The sequence below is a fragment of the Paenibacillus filicis genome, assembly GCF_038070315.1.
Taxonomy (GTDB): domain Bacteria; phylum Bacillota; class Bacilli; order Paenibacillales; family NBRC-103111; genus Paenibacillus_G; species Paenibacillus_G filicis.
This window is the reverse complement of sequence record NZ_JBBPCC010000005.1, coordinates 103,171-121,888: the sequence shown is the minus strand read 5'-3', so window position 1 is coordinate 121,888 and position 18,718 is coordinate 103,171. Positions and strand designations below refer to the sequence as shown.

The 18,718-nt window shown below is 56.4% G+C and carries 21 protein-coding genes, 1 tRNA gene and 1 pseudogene; 17 read left to right on the top strand and 6 right to left on the bottom strand.

The genetic code is table 11. The annotated features are described in order from the left end of the window. Window positions 1–46: 46 nt before the first annotated feature. Together WMW72_RS09995 and WMW72_RS09990 are read right to left on the bottom strand one after the other, a co-directional pair. Window positions 47–1,519, bottom strand: coding sequence for an ABC transporter permease (locus WMW72_RS09995; protein ID WP_341415300.1), 1,473 nt, complete (start codon window positions 1,517–1,519; stop codon window positions 47–49). A 16-nt stretch (window positions 1,520–1,535) separates the two neighbouring features. After that, a complete protein-coding gene (locus tag WMW72_RS09990; protein ID WP_341415299.1) occupies window positions 1,536–2,912 on the bottom strand; it encodes an ABC transporter permease in 1,377 nt (458 codons plus the stop codon). A gap of 201 nt (window positions 2,913–3,113) precedes the next feature. Here WMW72_RS09990 and WMW72_RS09985 point away from each other — a divergent pair, with 201 nt between their 5' ends. After that, window positions 3,114–4,850: an ABC transporter ATP-binding protein gene (locus WMW72_RS09985; RefSeq protein ID WP_341415298.1), complete on the top strand. Its 1,737-nt coding sequence runs from the start codon at window positions 3,114–3,116 to the stop codon at window positions 4,848–4,850. A gap of 213 nt (window positions 4,851–5,063) precedes the next feature. On the opposite strand, the gene WMW72_RS09980 is transcribed toward WMW72_RS09985, so the two are convergent. Next, a complete protein-coding gene (locus WMW72_RS09980; RefSeq protein ID WP_341415297.1) occupies window positions 5,064–6,287 on the bottom strand; it encodes a helix-turn-helix transcriptional regulator in 1,224 nt (407 codons plus the stop codon). 127 nt (window positions 6,288–6,414) lie between these two features. Here WMW72_RS09980 and WMW72_RS09975 point away from each other — a divergent pair, with 127 nt between their 5' ends. The 3 genes from WMW72_RS09975 to WMW72_RS09965 all read left to right on the top strand — a co-directional run bounded on the left by WMW72_RS09975 (window position 6,415) and on the right by WMW72_RS09965 (window position 8,690). Then, the gene (locus WMW72_RS09975) at window positions 6,415–6,603 is read left to right on the top strand and encodes a hypothetical protein (RefSeq protein WP_341415296.1); all 189 of its coding nucleotides are present in this window, start codon (window positions 6,415–6,417) and stop codon (window positions 6,601–6,603) included. A 95-nt stretch (window positions 6,604–6,698) separates the two neighbouring features. Beyond that, window positions 6,699–7,559: a class I SAM-dependent methyltransferase gene (locus WMW72_RS09970; protein ID WP_341415295.1), complete on the top strand. Its 861-nt coding sequence runs from the start codon at window positions 6,699–6,701 to the stop codon at window positions 7,557–7,559. 48 nt (window positions 7,560–7,607) lie between these two features. Next, the gene (locus tag WMW72_RS09965) at window positions 7,608–8,690 is read left to right on the top strand and encodes a saccharopine dehydrogenase family protein (protein ID WP_341415294.1); all 1,083 of its coding nucleotides are present in this window, start codon (window positions 7,608–7,610) and stop codon (window positions 8,688–8,690) included. A 66-nt stretch (window positions 8,691–8,756) separates the two neighbouring features. Here the strand turns inward: WMW72_RS09965 and WMW72_RS09960 are convergent. Next, a tRNA-Lys gene (locus tag WMW72_RS09960) sits at window positions 8,757–8,828 on the bottom strand. A 219-nt stretch (window positions 8,829–9,047) separates the two neighbouring features. Here WMW72_RS09960 and WMW72_RS09955 point away from each other — a divergent pair. The 5 genes from WMW72_RS09955 to rbsK all read left to right on the top strand — a co-directional run bounded on the left by WMW72_RS09955 (window position 9,048) and on the right by rbsK (window position 12,791). Then, complete coding sequence (locus WMW72_RS09955; protein WP_341415293.1) at window positions 9,048–9,764, top strand: FadR/GntR family transcriptional regulator; 717 nt, start codon at window positions 9,048–9,050, stop codon at window positions 9,762–9,764. A 151-nt stretch (window positions 9,765–9,915) separates the two neighbouring features. After that, window positions 9,916–11,289 carry an acyclic terpene utilization AtuA family protein gene (locus WMW72_RS09950; protein WP_341415292.1) on the top strand — a complete coding sequence of 458 codons (1,374 nt, stop codon included), beginning with the start codon at window positions 9,916–9,918 and terminating at the stop codon, window positions 11,287–11,289. Continuing rightward, window positions 11,286–11,603, top strand: coding sequence for a DUF4387 domain-containing protein (locus WMW72_RS09945; protein ID WP_341415291.1), 318 nt, complete (start codon window positions 11,286–11,288; stop codon window positions 11,601–11,603). The genes WMW72_RS09950 and WMW72_RS09945 overlap by 4 nt, the downstream gene beginning before the upstream one ends. Before the next feature lie 13 nt (window positions 11,604–11,616). Beyond that, a complete protein-coding gene (locus tag WMW72_RS09940; protein WP_341415290.1) occupies window positions 11,617–11,910 on the top strand; it encodes a hypothetical protein in 294 nt (97 codons plus the stop codon). After that, entirely contained in the window at window positions 11,895–12,791 is an 897-nt protein-coding gene (gene rbsK, locus WMW72_RS09935) for a ribokinase (RefSeq protein WP_341415288.1), read from the top strand. The genes WMW72_RS09940 and rbsK overlap by 16 nt, the downstream gene beginning before the upstream one ends. Before the next feature lie 16 nt (window positions 12,792–12,807). Here rbsK and WMW72_RS09930 read toward each other — a convergent pair whose 3' ends face one another. After that, window positions 12,808–13,305, bottom strand: a complete 498-nt coding sequence (locus WMW72_RS09930; RefSeq protein WP_341415287.1) for a CBO0543 family protein — start codon at window positions 13,303–13,305, stop codon at window positions 12,808–12,810. A gap of 153 nt (window positions 13,306–13,458) precedes the next feature. Between WMW72_RS09930 and WMW72_RS09925 the strand changes: the two genes are divergently transcribed. The 7 genes and pseudogenes from WMW72_RS09925 to WMW72_RS09895 all read left to right on the top strand — a co-directional run bounded on the left by WMW72_RS09925 (window position 13,459) and on the right by WMW72_RS09895 (window position 16,893). Beyond that, window positions 13,459–13,578, top strand: a complete 120-nt coding sequence (locus WMW72_RS09925; RefSeq protein ID WP_341415286.1) for a YjcZ family sporulation protein — start codon at window positions 13,459–13,461, stop codon at window positions 13,576–13,578. A gap of 159 nt (window positions 13,579–13,737) precedes the next feature. Continuing rightward, window positions 13,738–14,007 carry a 30S ribosomal protein S14 gene (rpsN, locus tag WMW72_RS09920; RefSeq protein ID WP_341415285.1) on the top strand — a complete coding sequence of 90 codons (270 nt, stop codon included), beginning with the start codon at window positions 13,738–13,740 and terminating at the stop codon, window positions 14,005–14,007. Between the two features lie 45 nt (window positions 14,008–14,052). Continuing rightward, window positions 14,053–14,403 carry a DUF3024 domain-containing protein gene (locus tag WMW72_RS09915; RefSeq protein ID WP_341415284.1) on the top strand — a complete coding sequence of 117 codons (351 nt, stop codon included), beginning with the start codon at window positions 14,053–14,055 and terminating at the stop codon, window positions 14,401–14,403. A gap of 117 nt (window positions 14,404–14,520) precedes the next feature. Then, entirely contained in the window at window positions 14,521–15,369 is an 849-nt protein-coding gene (locus tag WMW72_RS09910; protein WP_341415283.1) for an AAA family ATPase, read from the top strand. Window positions 15,370–15,588: 219 nt separating this feature from the next. Beyond that, entirely contained in the window at window positions 15,589–15,726 is a 138-nt protein-coding gene (locus WMW72_RS09905) for a GTP-binding protein (protein ID WP_341415473.1), read from the top strand. Beyond that, a pseudogene (locus WMW72_RS09900) lies at window positions 15,699–16,361 on the top strand (CobW family GTP-binding protein); the annotation flags it as partial. The gene WMW72_RS09905 and the pseudogene WMW72_RS09900, both read left to right, overlap by 28 nt. 46 nt (window positions 16,362–16,407) lie before the next feature. Continuing rightward, a complete protein-coding gene (locus WMW72_RS09895; protein ID WP_341415282.1) occupies window positions 16,408–16,893 on the top strand; it encodes a hypothetical protein in 486 nt (161 codons plus the stop codon). 79 nt (window positions 16,894–16,972) lie between these two features. Here WMW72_RS09895 and WMW72_RS09890 read toward each other — a convergent pair whose 3' ends face one another. Continuing rightward, window positions 16,973–17,356 carry a DoxX family protein gene (locus WMW72_RS09890; RefSeq protein ID WP_341415281.1) on the bottom strand — a complete coding sequence of 128 codons (384 nt, stop codon included), beginning with the start codon at window positions 17,354–17,356 and terminating at the stop codon, window positions 16,973–16,975. A 217-nt stretch (window positions 17,357–17,573) separates the two neighbouring features. Here WMW72_RS09890 and WMW72_RS09885 point away from each other — a divergent pair, with 217 nt between their 5' ends. Further along, the gene (locus WMW72_RS09885) at window positions 17,574–18,650 is read left to right on the top strand and encodes an NAD(P)-dependent alcohol dehydrogenase (RefSeq protein WP_341415280.1); all 1,077 of its coding nucleotides are present in this window, start codon (window positions 17,574–17,576) and stop codon (window positions 18,648–18,650) included. The last annotated feature ends 68 nt before the right edge of the window (window positions 18,651–18,718 follow it).

Below are 18,718 nucleotides of genomic sequence, written 5' to 3'. Positions count from 1 at the left end.
TCCTAAAGGTAAGTACTTTCTTGATTAGTACATCATTGCCGGACAGTTACCGCAGCTTCGGATCGAGCGCATCCCGCAGGCCGTCGCCCAGGAAATTAAAGGCCAGCACAAGCAGAATGATCGCTAAGCCCGGATAAACCGCCAGATAAGAATTGGATTCGAGGTACGTGCTGCCGAGCTTCAGAATATTGCCCCACTCGGGAATATGCGGCTCGACGCCGAGCCCTAGAAAGCTCAAGCTGCTGGTGGAGATCACGGCGCCGCCGATCGTCAGACTGGCGTGAACGATCATGGGTGCCAGGCAGTTCAGCACGACATGCTTGAACAGGATGGTCGTGTTCCCCACGCCCAGCGCACGGGCCGCCTCCACGTATTCCAGATTGGACACCTGCATGACACTGGCTCTCATCGTCCGTGCATAGGACGGGATGGCGCCGATGCTAAGCGCCAGAATCAGGTTCACCGTATTGGCTCCGAAGGCGGCGATAATGGCGATAGCGAGCAGAATGCCGGGCACCGAGTACAGAATATCCAGCAGACGCATGATGATATTGTCTGTGCGCTTGCCGTAATAGCCGGATAGCGCCCCCAGAATTCCGCCGACGATGACGGGAATCGCTGTCGATATTCCGCCTACGATCAGGGAGATCCGCGCTCCGAATACGATGCGGGAGAACACGCAGCGGCCGAAGTTATCGGTTCCGAACGGATACGCGAGACTCGGAGGCTGCAGAATCGCCCCGTAATTATTTTCCACAGCCAAGCTGTAGTCAAAGGTTAGGAAGCTGCAGACGGAAATCGAAAATAGAAAGACGATAAAAAATAGTCCGGTCATCGCCGTGGAATGGCGGGACAGCTTGTCCCACACATTCGCCCATCCCGATCTGGACGAATGGCCTCCGCTGAACAGCTTGAGCAGCAGGTTGGTGCCGAGCACCAGGGCGAACAGATTCCCCGTGACCGAGGTCAGCAGCAGCAGCCCGGCTACGATGGACATCCAGGGGGAAATGCGGCTCTCCTGGCCGAACTTGGCTACCAGCACAAGCGCGACGAGATGGAACAGGGACACGATGATCAGCGCCAGCATAGCGGGAATAAAATAATCCGCGACGTAGGGCTTGAACAGATTGAGCGCCGAGACGGCGATCACGAACAGCCCGGTCAGCAGCGTATACACCGCCAGCGTGTACTCGGATTTCTTGTACTTCCGGATCAGGTGGAAGGCAGCCGCGGCGGCAAACACATTGCCCACCGCCAGCGAGAGCAGCTGAACGTAGCCGAGTGCCCGGGTCGCTGTCCGGATGTCCCCGTGCCGGACCAGGTCCCTGCGGATGAGCAGGATCACGGCGGATTGCAGCAGCGTGAAGGCGGCGTAAGCTCCGAAGATAGCCCATCGGCCGGTGCTTGGGGCCGCGCCGGCGACATCGTAGACGCTGGCCAGCAAGACGAGTGTCAAGGCTATGGAAGCGATCCAGGCGAATATGGCCTGTCTGTATTCAGATGAAAATTTGTAGTTCAATGGATGAGCACCTGCTTTAGTATTGCTTCATTTTGGTCCGGATCCTCGGATCGAGGAAGGTATACAGAATATCGATCAGAACGTTGACGATCGATATCGTGATCGCCGTATACACGACGCCGCCCAGAATACTCGGAATATCGGGAATAAATTGCTTGTCGACCACATAGCTGCCGATCCCGCTGATGTTGAATACCTTCTCCGTTACGGCAGCTCCGCCGAGCATGCCCCCGAACTGAAGACCGATGACGGTGATGATCGGAATCATGGCGTTGCGGATGGCGTGCCGGATCAAGGCTTGGCGGTAACTCAGTCCTTTGGCTTTGGCTGTCAGCATGTAATCCTCGTGAATAACCTCGAGTGTAGCGGAACGGGTCATCCTGGCTACGGCAGCCGTCAGGCCCGTACCCAGTACGACGACCGGCATGATCAGCGATAGCGCATTCTCCGGACTATAGGTGGCCGGCAGCCAGTGCAGCTTGATCGAGAAGTTCAGGATGAAGACCAGACCTTGCCAGAAGTTCGGGATCGACAGGCCGACCAGCGCAATGAACATAAAGCTGTAGTCCCACAGCGAATCCCGTCTGGCCGCAGAGATGATGCCGACCGGCAGTGCGATGACCAGGGCGAGTAAGAGAGAAAGCAGCGTCAGGGTCAGTGTGATCGGAAACTTGCGCGCGATCGTTGCGGCGACCTCTTCATTGCCCGAGAAGGACTTGCCCAGATCGAAGGTCAGGATCCCGCGGATATTATCCCATAGCTGGATCAGATACGGCTGATCCAGTCCATACAGCTTGTTGAAGCTGGCGATCTGTTCGGCTGTAGCGACCTCGCCGAGAATATTGGCGGCTGGGTCCATCGGAGACAGATGCAGAATCGTGAATACGAGAACGGAAACCCCGAGAATGACAAACAAGCTCATCATCAGCCGTTCAAACATGTATTTCAGATAAGGTTTCCTGTACAGAAACATCAAGGCATACATCAGGACGCCCGGAAGGATAGATATGGAAAAAATTAACCTTTGTTCAATTAAAGATTGAAAAGTGCCTGAATAAGTTAATTTTATTCTTCCGCTAATCAGGAGCTTTCTATCTGCTTCTTCGTGAACCAGCTTCTCAAACTGCTCGCTCGTCCATTTGTCGATCTCACGCTCCATGGCCTGCGGAGAAGTCTGTTTCCCGAAGAACAGCTGCTTCTGCCGAAACTGCTCTTCCATCTCCGTTCTAATCGTGTTCTTGCGGCCTGAATCGAGTAATTCCTGAGCTGTTTCCGCCCAGACGGCCCGGTAAGGGTCCGTTTGTCTCCGCCATAGGTACACGAGCAGTGTCACCAGATTGACGGGTGCCCCCAGAATAAGCAATGCATACTTGTACAATGGGCTCAGCAGCATCTCCGAGTAGGAGCGGCCAAGCTGGTCGGAGAGCCGGGAGCCCGGGACATCGTTTGTGCCCGCTATTGCTGGCTTTCCAATAAAAGATCCCCTCTTTCTAGTAATTGAATTATTCCGATCGATATAGTATATTTTATTCAGCCTTGTTTTAAGTGTCAAGGTTGGATATGAAATTTTTTTTCAGATAGGTAGGTTTTAACGATGGACCCTTTATTGCAAGTCAATCATTTATCGGTATCCTTCCAGACCGGAGATAGGGAATTCGATGCGGTGAAAGGGGTCAGCTTCGAGGTCCGCAAGGGCGAGACCTTCGGCATCGTCGGCGAATCGGGCAGCGGCAAGAGCGTGACTGCCCGATCGATCATGCGGCTGCTTCCTTCACCGCCTTCCCATATGAAGGCGGGAGAGATTGTATTTCAGGGGCGTAATTTGGCCGATTATACAGAAAAAGAAATGGAAGGCATCCGGGGCCGCGAGATGAGCATGATTTTCCAGGACCCGATGACCTCGCTCAATCCGACGATCCGCATCGGCAAGCAAATCACCGAGAGTCTGATCCGGCATCAAAAGCTGTCTGCACCGGAGGCCCGGGCGGCTGCCATCGATATGCTGAAGCTGGTCGGCATCCGTAATAGTGAGGACAGATATGAGCAATATCCCCATGAGCTGTCCGGAGGGATGCGCCAGCGCGTGATGATCGCTATCGCGCTCGCCTGCCAGCCTGCGCTGCTGATTGCCGATGAGCCTACGACGGCGCTTGATGTCACCATCCAGGCGCAAATTCTCGATCTGATGAAAAGCATGCAGGAGCGCTTCGGCACCTCAATTATATTGATCACACATGATCTGGGCGTAGTGGCCGGTATGTGCGACCGCGTTGCGGTAATGAAGGAAGGGGAGATTGTCGAGACGGGCACCGTCGAGGAAATCTTTGAGAATCCGAAGCATCCGTATACGATAAGACTGCTCAATGCCCTGCCCCGTCTGCATGAGAAAAAGAAAACCAAGCCGAAGCCGCTGATCCAGGACTCCAAATATCCCGGCCGGCCGCTGCTGGAGGTCCGATCGCTCCGCAAGCATTTCGATCTGGGCAAGGGGCGGGTGCTGAAGGCTGTAGATAATATCAGCTTCCATATTAATCATGGTGAGACTTTCGGCGTGGTAGGCGAATCCGGCAGCGGGAAATCGACGGCCGGGCGCTCGATTCTGCGTCTCCATGAGCCGAGCGGAGGCGAAGTGCTGTTCCAGGGCGTAGCGGTGAACCGCTTGTCTCCATCCGAGATGAAGATGATGCGGCGCCATATGCAGATGGTGTTCCAGGACCCGTATGCTTCGCTGAACCCCCGGCTGAAGATACTCGACATCATCGGGGAAGCGCTAGATCTGCACAAGCTGACCTCCGGCAAGCAGGAGCGCAAGCGGCGCGTAGAGGAGCTGCTCGATCTGGTGGGGCTTGATCCTGCGCATGCGCTTCGCTACCCCCACGAATTCTCGGGCGGGCAGCGCCAGCGCATTGGTATAGCCCGGGCGCTGGCCGTTGATCCGCGCTTCATCGTCTGTGACGAACCGCTATCGGCTCTCGACGTATCGATCCAGGCGCAGATCGTCAAGCTGATGGAGGAACTCCAGCAGAGGCTTGGACTGACCTATCTGTTTATTGCGCATGATCTGTCTATGGTCAAGCATATCAGCGACCGGATCGCCGTCATGTATATGGGGAAAATCGTCGAGCTCGCCGAGAGTGAGGAGCTGTACGCAAATCCGCAGCACCCTTATACGAAATCGCTGCTGGCTGCGATTCCTGTCCCTGATCCTAAAGTAGAGGCGGCGAAAAAGCGTCTTCCTAAGGAAGAGCGCTCCGAAGCGAATACGTACGGGGTGGAGCATTCCAGTCTGGAGGAAGTATCGCCCGGACATTGGGTTGCGGTGCCGGTGTAGGGGGCTGGAGCGCATATTTATTCCGTTGTGGGCGCTGGTTCGCTGGCACCTTGAGACGAACGTTAACTTGTCCTTATCCATTCGCTCTTCCGCTTAAATGAACCGGGGGACATGCAACAAGCCAAAGCCTGCGATGTGTGTATCGCGGTCTTTGGCTTGTTGGTGTGTTCTCTTACGGCCCCCGGCCTCTCAAGCGCTGTCGGGCGCCTGTACTTAGCAGAGCGGCAGCCTGGAGTCTGTCGCGCCTCGGCCTGCCTCTTCCTCCTGACCGTAGGGCAGGCTGTAGCGCGACAGCAGCGGCCAGACGAGCTCGCGGCGGCTGGCCGTGCCTGTCTTGATAAAGATCGATTTCATATGATCCTGCACGGTATAAGCGGAGATATGCAGCGCTTCGGCCAGCTCCTTGGTAGAAAAGCCCTGCAGCAGCTTGCCCAGAATCTGCTTCTCGCGCGGAGACAAGCCATAAGCCTCCGCCAGCAGCGGTAAAATCTCGCCCGGCTTAGCCTGCTCGACCCAGATGCCGAGCTGCTGCACCTGACCGGAGCCGCCGCTGAGCACACTGGCGCGAATGGATAGAAATTGCCCGTGCGGGGTGCGGATGCACACCCGGGGCGGTGCCGGTGCCACTGCCGTCTCGCTGGGTACGGAGGCAGCCATAGCGGGGGAGGAGGGACTCGTACCGGGAGGCGCCTCAAGCCTCCCTATCCCGTCAGATTGCGGCAGCAGGCCAGATCTGGCACGGGAGGCGACTGCGCGGATCGGGCGGGGCAGCGTGGGAGATGAGATACGCTCCCAGTGCCGCAATTGGCCCAGCCAATAGTCGCCCGCCTCGTTGGACAGCAGCGTGTTGAGGCTGCCCGACAGCACCAACAGACCCGTGTCCATCGTCATCTTCTCCGGCTCCTCGGCCGACAAAGTGAGGCACTGCTTGCGTAGTCCCTGGGCCATGACTGGGACAAGCGAGCAGACGTATTGTCGCTCTTCCTCCCGAAACAATCCGTCCTCCAGCCGGCGAAACAGCGTCAAAAATCCCCAGCAGACTCCGTCGCTGACCAGTGCAGCCCGCAGCTCGTCGCCGAAGCCCTCCGGGCGCAGAATATCCCGGTAACGCAGGCTCCGCTCAGGCAAGCCCTGTGTCGCCCCGCTGAGCGTGGCGGTATGCTCTGGGCTAGCCGCCAATCTGGCATATTTATTGTAGTCTTCCTCTAGGTACTCATTCTCGAACAGCCTGTCGTGCATGGCTTCCACACGGTCCTCGGTCACCGCTCCCGTAGACAGCAGCGTGGCCGGGTCCACCACCGTGCAGCAGGCTGCCTCGATGGGTAGCGCCTGCCGCAGCTGACGGATCAGGGCCGTCCGGTACTCGCGAGACGAAGCGGATCTGGCTCCTGCTGCCTCGATATCGCGTCTCACAATCTCATAGGTAGAAGCGCCCATGATGTCTCCAGCTCCTCTCCGTACTCTATCAAATCTGTACCCTTAGCCCGGAATCCCAATTATGTGGGATTGTTCTTCCCATCCCTATGCTTATAATTGAGAATGATTCTTAACACAAGTGTACTGGATGGATAAGGAGATGGGAAGTCCGCGATGTATTCAACGATTCGAAGGTCTCTATGGATACGTCCGAAGCTATAAGCCGACGGTTCTGCTCGTCACGCATGATGAACAGGATGCTCGGGCGCTGGGTGCTTACCTGCTGCTGCTGGAGGGGAGTCCAGTAAGACAAGCCAGATCTTTTACGGCGACCTGATCGTGAGTGGATAAGGGACATTCTGGCAATGTCGCTGGTACCTGCAAAGAAAAGGTTTGAGTTGTAATACGAGATCAATGGGAGGAGAGAGAACGATGGACGACCGGAATCATCAGATTGGAGACAAGCCCAGGAAGCAGACTGAAGAGCTCAATGTCGGTAGGAATGAGGGTAGGGATGCCAGTAGGAAGGCTGACAGAAATGTCGATAGGGATAGCGATAAGGGCAAAGAAACCGGCAGTCCGAGCCGAATGAGCTGGAACGGACCTCACGCCGATGGCTACGAGCACAGCATTTCCCGTAAAATTCCCGGCTATGAACAATTATATGAACAGATGGACCGGCTGCTTGCGGCTATTCTGGAGGAGCAGGGTGAGACTTCTCCACCCAGGCTGCTGGTGGTCGGGGCCGGAGGCGGGCAGGAGCTAGTCACGCTAGGCACCCGTCATCCGGAGTGGCGCTTGACGGGAATCGACCCGTCAGCCCCGATGCGGGAGATGGCACAGCGCAGAATCGCAGTCCATGGATTGGCTGGACGCATATCGCTGCTGCCGGGAACCGTGGATCATCTGCCTGCGAGTGATCCGTATGATGCAGTCACTTGCATGCTGGTCCTTCATTTTGTGCAGGGAAATCAAGAGAAGCTGGCTCTGCTGAAGAGCATATCGGAGAAGCTGAAGCCGGGAATGCCGCTGTTTCTGGCGTCCATTAACGGTGTGGCGGACAGTCCGCCGTTTGCGCTCCAGATGAAGGCATGGAAACGACATATGCTGGATAATGGCATACCGCTGGAGGATTGGGAGCGGTTCGAGGCTTCCATCGGAGTGGAAACGGACCCCGTCGATTCGGTCGAGCTGGAAGAGCTGTTACTAGAGGCAGGGTTTGAGCAGTTGTCCCGGTTTTTCGGATCGTTCCTGATCGAGGGTTATTTTGCGCTGAAGCGGGTAGAACCCTGAGTTTTGAAGACGGATAGCGAGGCAGGATACAGAGGGGATTGAAGCGATATGAAGGAACAGATTGTCGTAGTGGGAGGTTACGGGCATGTCGGCCAGACGGTGTGCCGGGAGCTGGCGGCCCTCTTTCCAGGGCAGGTCTATGCGGCGGGCCGCAGCCTGGAACGCGCTGAGCAGTTTAGCCGTGAGACTGGCGGAGTGGTCAAGCCGATGCGGCTGGACATTCACGGGACGCCTGAGCCGTCTGCGCTGGCAGACATCAGGCTGCTGGTCATGTGCGTGGACCAGACAGACACGGTTTTCGTACGTGCATGCTTAAGCCAAGGTATCGACTATCTCGATATTACGGCGGATGACCGGTTTTTGTCCCGGGCGGAAGGTCTGCATAGGGATGCGGAGCAGGGCGGGGCTACGGCGGTGCTGAGCATCGGTCTGGCTCCTGGGCTGACGAATCTGCTGGCCGCTTATGCATCCAGGCTGCTGGACCGGACGGATACAATAGATATTTCCATTATGCTGGGACTCGGTGATCAGCATGGCAAGGCCGCGCTCGAATGGACGGTCGATAATCTGAGCACGACATATGCCGTGGTCGAACACGGCAGCAACCGTCGGGTGTCCAGTTTCACAGACGGACGTAGGACGGATTTCGGAGCGAGTCTCGGCCGACGGACCGCTTACCGGTTTAATTTTGCCGATCAGCATGCGCTGGCACGGACGCTGGGGGCGCCATCCGTGGCGACCCGGCTGTGCTTTGATTCAGCGGCCATAACCGGGCTTGTCGCCGGGATGCGGGCGTCGGGTGTATCCCGTCTGCTGCGTCTGCGGCCAGTCCGGGACGCAGCGGTCCGGCTGCTCGGCCATGTGAAGCTGGGCTCCGCCGGGTTTGCCTTGAAGATCGACACAGCAGGAGAAAAGGACGGCCGCCGGCTAACGGTGGAATGCTTCCTGCAAGGAGAACGCGAAGCCGAGCTGACGGGCCGGGTGGCAGTCGTCATCGCTGAAGCGATATACCGTTCCCGGCAGCGTCACGGGATCTACCATGTAGAGCAATTGTTTCAATGGAACCCGGTTGTGTCAGCCCTGGGTCAGGCGGTCACCTGGTCTTACCGGGTGAACGACGGGCCCGAGTAGGCAGGATGTGAGGAGAAAAAGCAAAAAGCATCCGTGATATCACGGATACTTTTTGCTGGTTTTAGATAGGCCCGGTGGGGGTCGAACCCACAACCTACCGGTTAAGAGCCGGTTGCTCTGCCATTGAGCTACGGACCTGCATATTAAGTTTTTATTAACTTGTCTCGTTCGACCTCATTTAATTTATCACATCTTTCGTCATAAAGCAACATCTTTTTTAAATATATTTTTCACCCGCTAAGAAGCAAATCGACAGGCAATTATCTTGACACTGGCGGCAGGATGTCAGTAAGATGTAGATATCAAATTGGATGATCCAATTATCCAGTTAATCTTTCAGGTTGGAAGGTAACCGGTATGACTATCAAGAAGATCAAGTATCACCGAGTGTACGAGGACGTTATCGAGCAGATTGAGAAGCTTATTCTCGATGGGCAGCTGGCTCCCGGTGATGTGCTGCCTACGGAGCGCGAGCTGGCGCAGGGCTTCGGGATCAGCCGCGGCACGTTGCGCGAGGCGTTCCGCATTCTGGAACGGGAGGGGTTAATCGAAACCCGGCCGGGCGGAGGCCGCTTTCTTAGCCGTACCTTGGAGAAGGCTGAAGACCGGAAGCAAATTCTGGAGAATATCGAGAGGGCGACCATTATCGAGCTGCTGGAGGCCCGCGAGCTGTTTGAGACCGGCATTGTGGAGCTTGCTGCGGTAAGGGCCACCGAAGAGGACATAGCAGATATTGACGCAGCCCTGCAGCGCTGGGGGATGGTGGATAGCGAATCCGATGACGACCCCGTCAACCCGGATCAGGCCTTTCATCTCTCGATCGCCAAGGCGACACATAACGTCGTGCTGGTGAATCTGATCGATCTGCATATGGATCTGCTCCGAAAGACGCGGCAGAAAACGGATGAGATTCCGGGGCGCAAGAAGGAAATCTACGAAGAGCATCTGCGCATTGTGGACGCTATCAAGGCTCGTGACCCGGTCCAGGCGAAGGAAGCTATAATCTTTCATCTGCATCAGGTGAGGGGCCATGTGCTGCGGAACACCGCGGTCTTATCAGAAACGGGTGAATAAAGGACCCGGACGATGTAAGGTAGAGGGTTGTTTTCGGAATGGATGTTAGGCATCCATTTCTTTTTAAGTAAATTGGGTGATCCAATTATCCAAATGTTTAAAATCCACATATTTTACCCAAATATATGACGCGACCTAACAGGAGGTACTTATGACCCATCGAGAATTCAAAATCTTGGCCCCATGCGGCATGCTTGGCTATGGTTTCCCCAAAGCTTCGTTCATGAACGGGATGGCCTGCGGACCGGATGCGATCGTTGTTGATGCAGGCTCCACGGATGCGGGACCCCACAAGCTGGGGGCCGGCACGGCGATTGTCAGCAGACAGGCTTGCAAGAAGGATCTTGAGATCATGATCACGGAAGGCACCCGGGCGGGGATTCCCGTTATTATCGGGTCGGCCGGCGGGAGCGGGGCCAAGGTTCATGTGGAGTGGACCCGCGAGATCGTCCGAGAGATTCTGCAGGAGCACGGGATCAGCGGCATGAAAGTGGCGACCATCTGGGCGGACATCCCTCATGAGACGGTAGCTGAGAAATGGAACGGGGGACTCTGTCAGCCGCTCGGACTGTCCGTGAAGCCGCTGACGGATGAGCGGCTTCAGGCTACGACAGGCATTGTTGCCCAGATGGGTCATGAGCCGATCGTCGCGGCTCTGCAGCAGGAGGCGGACATCATCATCTGCGGCCGTGCGTACGATCCGTCCCCCTTCGCCGCCGCTCCCATCCACCGCGGCTTCGACAGCGCGCTATCCTATCATCTGGGCAAGATTCTGGAATGCGCGGCCTTGTCAGCTGAGCCGGGCACGACGAAAGACTGCATGCTGGGCATTGTCAGAGAAGACTCCTTCCTCGTAAAGCCGCTGAATCGTGCGCGTATCTGCACGGCTGTATCTGTAGCTGCCCATACCTTCTATGAGAAGGATCACCCGTATATCCTGCATGGGCCCGGTCTGGTGCTCGATCTCGAGCATTGCCTCTTCACGGAGCTAGGCGACGGCAGCGTCGAGGTACGCGGCAGCCGGATCAGCGCTGCACCTGTGTATCGGATCAAGCTGGAGGGTGCGATGAAGGTCGCTTACCGCACCTTGGTCGTGGCCGGAGTCCGCGATCCACTGCTGATCGCCCGCATCGAAGAGGTGGAGGAGCAGGTGAAGCAGCAGGTAAGTGAATACTACAGCGAGGTTTCGCAAGACGACTACCGGATCAACTTTCTGAATTACGGCTTGAACGGAGTCATGGGCGAGCTGGAGCCGGAGACGAAGGTGGGGCATGAGCTAGGCGTTGTGTTCGAGGTCGTCGCTGTTACGCAGGAGCTGGCGAATATGGTGTGCAGCTCAGTGAGATCTACTTTCCTGCATTATGGCTACGAGGGCCGCAAGTCTACGGCCGGGAATTTGGCATTTCCGTTTGCGCCGAGCGATATTCCCTTCGGTCCGGTCTATGAGTTCTCCGTCTACCACTTGATGGACGTTGCGGACGGCCTGGAGATGTTCTCCACCGAATATGAGGAGGTGAAGGCATGAAGCTGTACGAAGCGGCTGCCGTGCTGCGCAGCAAGAATAGCGGTCCGTTTGAAATTACGGTCGACGTCTTGTTCCCCGAAGAACGAAGAAATCTCTACTACCGGATCAAGGAGAGCGGAATGATCAATAAAGAGCTGGTGTCTAGGCTCTACCGGATTTCTCCGGATCAGATTACCCACCTTGTTTTTTTCGATCAGGCGCTGGGCTTCAAGATTACGTTCGCCCGTCAAGTGTCCTCGGGAACCTGCTTGGACCGGGATGTGTACGGTGCCCAGCAGCATGCCCCGTTGATGAATCTGGAGATCGAGCTGTGAATTGAACCAGGCCGTGAAGGTAGTACGTCAGCAGACGGCTGGCGTTTGGCAGCCTAAAAGCTTCCCACATGCATGCGGCTGGGAATACAGGGTTGCAAGCAATGCGGCTAAGCTATACGATTACGTTAACGCCCGTCGCTGGAAGGGCACAGGGTTCCGTCAGGGGCACGCTCCCGAGGGCTCGTATGGACGAGAAAGGCCAGCCGGAGCTTTCCCGGGATTTGAACGGGTTGGATGCTTCGTGGCTTACAGCCGCATGTGGACGAACGAAGAAGATGGAGGCATGAAGGAATGGCAATTATCGTAATCGGCAGTGCAAATATGGATATGGTGATGCAGACAAGCCGGATTCCGGACCGGGGGGAGACGATGAGAGGGAGCGGATTTTTCCTTTCTCCCGGAGGCAAGGGGGCCAATCAGGCGGTAGCTAGTGCCCGGATGGGAGCCGAAACGTGGTTTCTGGGGAAGGTCGGGGACGATCTGTTCGGCGGGTCGCTGGCCGAGAAGCTGGAGAGCTCTGGCGTCCGCACCGACTACCTCGGCCGCGAGACCGGCGTATCGACGGGAGTAGCCGCGATTACGGTGATGGACGGCAATAACAGCATCATTCTCGACGGAGGGGCCAATGACCGGGTGACGCCGGATTATGTGAGGGGCTTCGAGCGCGAGCTGCTCTCGGCTTCCGCGGTGATGCTGCAGCTTGAAATTCCGATGGAAACGGTCAATGAGACCGTTGCCTTATTGAAAGGCAAGGTGCCCATCTTCCTCAACCCCGCACCGGCGGCTCCGCTGGATGACGCGCTGCTGCAGGGCATCGACTACTTCACGCCCAACGAAATCGAATGCCGGCTGTATACAGGTGTTGAGATTCGTAGTACGGAGGATGCGCTGGTCGCGCTGGAGCGGCTGCGGGAGAAGGGGATCAAGTACCCGCTCATCACTCTGGGGGATAAGGGCATCGTCTATTATAACGGCACGGACAGCCAGTACAAGCCGGCCCGCAAGGTCCAGGCAGTGGATACAACGGCCGCAGGGGATACGTTCTCCGGTACGCTAGCCGCGATGATCACAACAGGACGCAGCATGGACGAGGCGGTGGAGCTCGCACAGCGAGCATCGGCGATTGCCGTTACGCGGCATGGGGCACAGGAATCGATTCCCACGCTGGAAGAGGTTATGCAGGCATAGCAGGGGCAAGGAAGCATTAGGTCTGCGCTTCGTACCAGAGGGTCAGGCCGATGGTAATAAATACGGACAGGAGATAGGCCGCGAGCGGTTTTTTATGATGGAGAATCAGCATCGGAAACATCATCAGGTCGAATAGCACGGAGTGCCAGAATGACCATCCATGGCTGTATTCGATCTTGCCGAGGTATTGCAGCAGCCACTCCGAACAGGAATAGATGGCGACCCAATACAGCACATGCAGCACCGTTCTCCATCTCCCCCGCCGGGGCAGGGTCGACAAAAATATCAAGACATTGAGCGGCATCGTCAACACGGCATACAGGATGACCGTCATCTTCTGATTGCAGACAAGATCCGGATGAAACAGCCAGAGGTTGCGGTCATGGGTAATAAATTCGTACAGCATGCCTCCTGCGGTGATGTACAGCATCGTAGGCTGATACTGCTTCCAATGCTTCCAGTCGCCCCATTTCCAGGTGGCGAATATGCTGAGAACCGCCAAAAATAGATGCATAGCCTGCTCTCCTCGGTGTGAACTTGTTCCCTATTGTTCCAAATACAGGGGAAAATCATGCTTAGGTCTTCACCAAAAAAATAGGGCAAACGCACAGGCGAAGCCGCCCTCAGACTCATAGACTAACGTATACTCACGAAGGAGGTTTTCACTATGGGTTTGGTTGGCGGAGCAGGAGTTGGCGCAAGTTGTGCAGGCGGGTTTACATCGACAGGTGCGATTCTGGTCTTGTTTATCCTTCTTGTGATTATCACTCAGGCGTTCTGGTACTAGTCTTAACCGTTTGAAACCATCGGGGGCTGCCGATCCAGGCGGCCCTTTTTGCTGCGTCCGTTCGGAAGGCCGGACATTCTCTAAAAAGGACGGAGGCTTTTCAAACAGCCATCGATCTGTTATATTAAATAGTAAATATTACTAAAAAAGGTGATGGCATTGGCAAAGAAATCCAAAGTACATAAAGAAAAACTCAGACAAGCCTTGGTGGCCCGGTATGCCGAGCGCAGAAAGCAGTTGAAGGAGCAAGGCGATTACGAGGCGCTAAACAAGCTGCCGCGCGACTCTTCCAGGGCACGGCTGCATAACCGCTGCCAGGTGACAGGCCGTCCGAGAGGCTACCTGCGCAAATTCCACGTATCCCGGATTGTGTTCCGCGAGTTGGCTCATCAGGGACAGATTCCCGGCGTCACCAAATCCAGCTGGTAATGGCGGACGTATGTCCGCGAGACCTTATCGGAGGTGAGCATAGGGATGGATCCGTTTACGATTCGCAGAGTCCGCCAGATTCTGGATGGTTATATTCAATTGAAGGTTCCAGTCTATGTCAGGGACGCGGTGCGTCTGACCTATGAGATGCAGAACGACCTGGTCATCTTGAGCGAGCACCGCCCTTCCAAGACCCGGAGAGGCTGGAGAGGCACAGAAATTGTTCAATTTCGGCTTGAGGGCCAGCAATGGACGGTCTATGTCAGGAAAGACGGCGAAGCGTGGTCGCTGGTAGACAGCATTCCTCCGGCAGGGGATTTCGAGAAGCAGCTGGAGCAAGTCGAGCTGGACCGGGAAGGGCTGATCTGGAATCTGGACCTGCCCGGCGAGCGCTAGTCCGCCGTCCAGGTATGCCGGCCAGAAGCTCGGCCGCAAGAAGATGTATGCCTGGCAGCCGATGCCGGGATTTTCTTGCGGCCGCTTGCATTTTATTGAAGGAGCTAAACCGACAACATGAGTAAAAATAAAAATAACGGCAGCCGTTTTCTGCCCAAATCCAAAGGTATCGACACCGCTACGGTATATGCCCCCGAGGAATGCGCCCTCAAAGTGAAGCGGATCGTGCTGCAGCCGGATAACCGGCAAATGATCGAAGAGTTTGTCACGATCCTCGGGATGAAGGATAGGTTCGCGGAGCATGATGTGCCTGTTCCGAACAAGATCGTGATGTTCGGACCTCCCGGCACCGGCAAGACGCTAACTGCCTTCTATATGGCGCAGCGGCTGGAGCTTCCGCTGATCATCGTCCGTCTGGATGCGGTTATCAACAGCTTCCTCGGCGAGACGGCGAGCAATGTCCGCAAGCTGTTCGACTATGCGAAGGCATCGCCCTGCGTACTGTTCCTAGACGAGTTCGACGCTATCGCCCGGACACGCGAGAATAATGACGAGGTCAAGGAGATGTCCAGGGTCGTGAACACGCTGCTGCAATGTCTCGATGAGTTCGAGGGCGGCAGCGTTCTGATGGCCGCAACCAATCTCGAGGATCAGTTAGATCATGCGGTATGGCGTAGATTCGATACGAGAATGACCTACCGGATGCCAGGTGAAGCGGAAATTATGGCATACATCCGGCTGATGCTGGATGGTTTCGAACACGACGCAGGCATAGCCGGACGTGCCGCAGAACTGCTCAGAGGTGTAAGCTTCGCGGATATGGAGCAGATCTTCCTCAAGGCTAAGCGTAAAGCGATCATCGGGAGCGCTCCGTTGACGTACCGGACGCTGGAGGACGCATACCGGGAGTATCAGCCGCGGAAGCAAGCAGCCGCTCTGGATGAGAAGGTTTTGGCAGGGACCTGATACGGTTCTGATTGCCCGAAAGTGGGAAGAAAGCTCAGACCCAGTCGCACCTCCTTGCACGTAAGCAGGACAGGATAGATGGTTGACATCCGGTTCGTTAAGGATGTATGCTTGTTTTAAATAGTAATAATTACTATTAATTATTACTGGAAACTGCCTATCTCGGTAAGAGGAAGAAGCGAAATCAGGAAGCTCAAGAGAAAGAGGTGCCACAAGCCGATGACGGAGGTACGAATCGTGGAAGAGAACGATATGGCGAGGATTCCGGTGACTGTATTGAGCGGTTACCTGGGTGTGGGGAAAACGACGGTCTTGAACCATGTGCTCCACAGGTCGAGTTCTGCGATGTGCTGGTGATCAACAAATGCGATATGGTCAGTGAGACAGAGCTCGACAGGCTGGAGCAGGCGCTTCGAGGACTCTAACCGAAGGCCAAGGTCATCAGGACGAGCTATGGGCAGATCGATCCCAGGGAGATTCTGAACACGCATCTGTTCAACTTCGAGGAAGCTAGCCAATCCGCCGGATGGATACAGGAGCTGCACAAGGAGCATCATACACCGGAAACGGAAGAGTACGGCATTTCCTCCTTCGTCTATACCCGCAAGCGCCCCTTCCATCCCGAGCGGCTGCTGCAATGGCTGAACCGCTGGCCAGAGAGGGTCGTCCGGTCCAAAGGCATTCTCTGGGTGGCGACCCGCAACCAGTCGGCTCTTTCCTTCAGCCAAGCGGGCGTATCCCGCCAGCTGTCTCCGGCCGGGCTCTGGGTGGCCGCGTTGTCTGAGGAGGAGCGTTACGCATACTTCGGAAACGAGTATCCGAAGTCGCCGGATTGGGATGACGAGTGGGGAGACCGGGTGAATAAGCTTGTATTTATCGGCGTTGAGATGGATCGGAATGAAGTGGAACGCACCCTGGATGAGGCACTGCTGACGCCGGAGGAAATGAACAGCAACTGGCGGTCGTTCCCCGACTCGCTGCCGAAGCTGTAAAGCTCTGTGATCAGGGATCGGGCATGCAGGTAGAGGAGGAGTTTGCATGGGTATGGGCAAAATTCATAGCGTAGATGAGCCGGAGCAGGTCATTAGCATACATACGCCAGAGCAGTGGCGGCGCAGAGAGCGGGAACTGGTCGCATGGGTGCAGCGTCCCAAGCACCGACGCCGCAGCAAGCAGACGGCTATGCTCGGCAATATGCATATCGATGCGGAATTACTTGACGCGCTTGCCCGGCTCAAGCGGCTGGGGATCGAGACAGAATTTTCCTGCGCAGGCGTCAGCCCGCTGGATGAGCCGGAGGACCATTCGCTGTACGCGTATGTGACGCTCATCGCCTCGGAGCGGGCGGACCGTTTCGTTGCCTCGGCGATGGCGCATATGCGTCATCGGCTGCTGGTCACTTGGGAGCCTGGGCGGAGCCGCTACGATCTGTCCTCCTTTTATATCGGACACAACCGGTCCTTCTGCCTGCTGCTGCAGCGCTCCGCCGAATGGTTTCCGGCTTCGGAGGAAACCGGAGGTTAATCGCACAAAGAAGCGCGACCTTTCCATCAGCCGGATGGAAGAGTCGCGCTTCTTTGTGCCCGGCCCCGGGTACGGGGCTTTACCGGGAAGGCAGCTTGCGGCTCGGCGGTCGCAGCGCCCAGGATGCCATGACCAGGGCAAGAAACACGAGCGGCTGGGCGATGACGTCCGCGCTGTGCCCGGAGAAGGCATGGGCCGCTGCGGCGCCCGCCAGATCGAAGAAAAAGCCGGCATAAGCCCATTCCTTGAGCCTTGGGAAACGGGGGATCACAACAGCGATCACTCCCAGCAGCTTGCCGATGCCCAGAATGACGGCCAGGTACGGCGGAAAGCCAAGCTGAACCAGCGTGTCGACCTGCTGCTGGCTCTGCGTGGTAAACAGAAAGCCGCCGATGACAAAGCTGGCTGGCCCCATAATGGTCGTCACCCAATAGGCGATGGACCGGATGCGGTTATTGTTCATAGTCGGTTCTCCTTGTCCTGAGGACATTTGATGGATAAACCCATCTTACCCTATTCCTTGGACGGAGATTTCTTACGAATTGCGGAACTTGAGAAGGTATGTCTCAAGTCAGGAAAAGTAGAAATTATTGCTTATGACGTCACCGTGGAAGTGTTAGAATAGAGGGGCAAGCAGCCGTAGCCCAGCGGCACCCTATACCAAGGAAGGAATGACATAGATGAAAGATCCGGCAATTCCTGCAACGATGAAGGCAGCAGTCATGACGAAGGTAAAAGAAATCGTAATCGAGGAGCGGGAAGTTCCCCGGCCCCAGGACGATGAGGTGCTGGTCAAGGTCATGGCGGTCGGCGTCTGCGGATCGGATGTCCATTATTACGAGCACGGCAAGATCGGCTCGTATGTGGTCGAGAAGCCGATTATTCTCGGGCATGAGTGCGCGGGGCAGGTGGTGGCGGCGGGAGCGAAGGCAACGAAGTTCAAGGCGGGCGACCGGGTAGCGATGGAGCCTGGAGTTACCTGCGGACGCTGCAGCTTTTGTAAGGAAGGACGCTACAATTTATGTCCGGACGTCGTGTTTTTTGCCACGCCGCCTGTTGATGGGGCATTCGCCCAATATATCAAGCTGCGCGAGGATTTCCTTTTCCCGATTCCCGATCATTTGTCGTATGAAGAGGCCTCACTTGTGGAACCGTTCTCAGTCGGTATCCATGCGGCCAAACGGACCGGTCTGCAGCCAGGCTCCAGCGTTGCGATCATGGGGATGGGACCCGTCGGCTTGATGGCGGTTGTGGCGGCCAAGGCGTTCGGCGCTACCCGGATATACGTTAGTGATCTGGAGCCGGTTCGTCTGGAGGCGGCGCTGAAGCTGGGCGCGACCCATGCGATCCATGCACGCGAGCAGGATCCGGTGGCTACGATCCTGGAGCTGACGGACGGTCAGGGTGTGGATACGGCCTGGGAAACGGCAGGAAGCCCTAGAGCGCTGCAATCCGCGCTGCTGTCCTTGCGGCGCGGAGGCAAGCTAGGATTGGTCGGTCTGCCGGCCCAAGCGGAAACGCCGCTGGATGTGCATGTGCTGATCGACCGCGAGATCGAGGTATATGGCGTGTTCCGCTACGCCAATACGTATCCGAGCGGCATCGAGTTCCTGGCCTCCGGGATCGCCGATGTGAGCCCGCTGTTCACAGACCGGTACACGCTGGAGCAAACGCAGGAGGCACTTGAGCGGGCAATGACCAACAAGGCGGGAAGCCTCAAGGTGATCGTGTACCCGAATGGCAATCATTTCTCTTGAAATCGCTGGATATCCCGGTATAATGGTTAAAGTCTGCCTGCAGCCTCCGCTGTAGACAGCCAGCATAG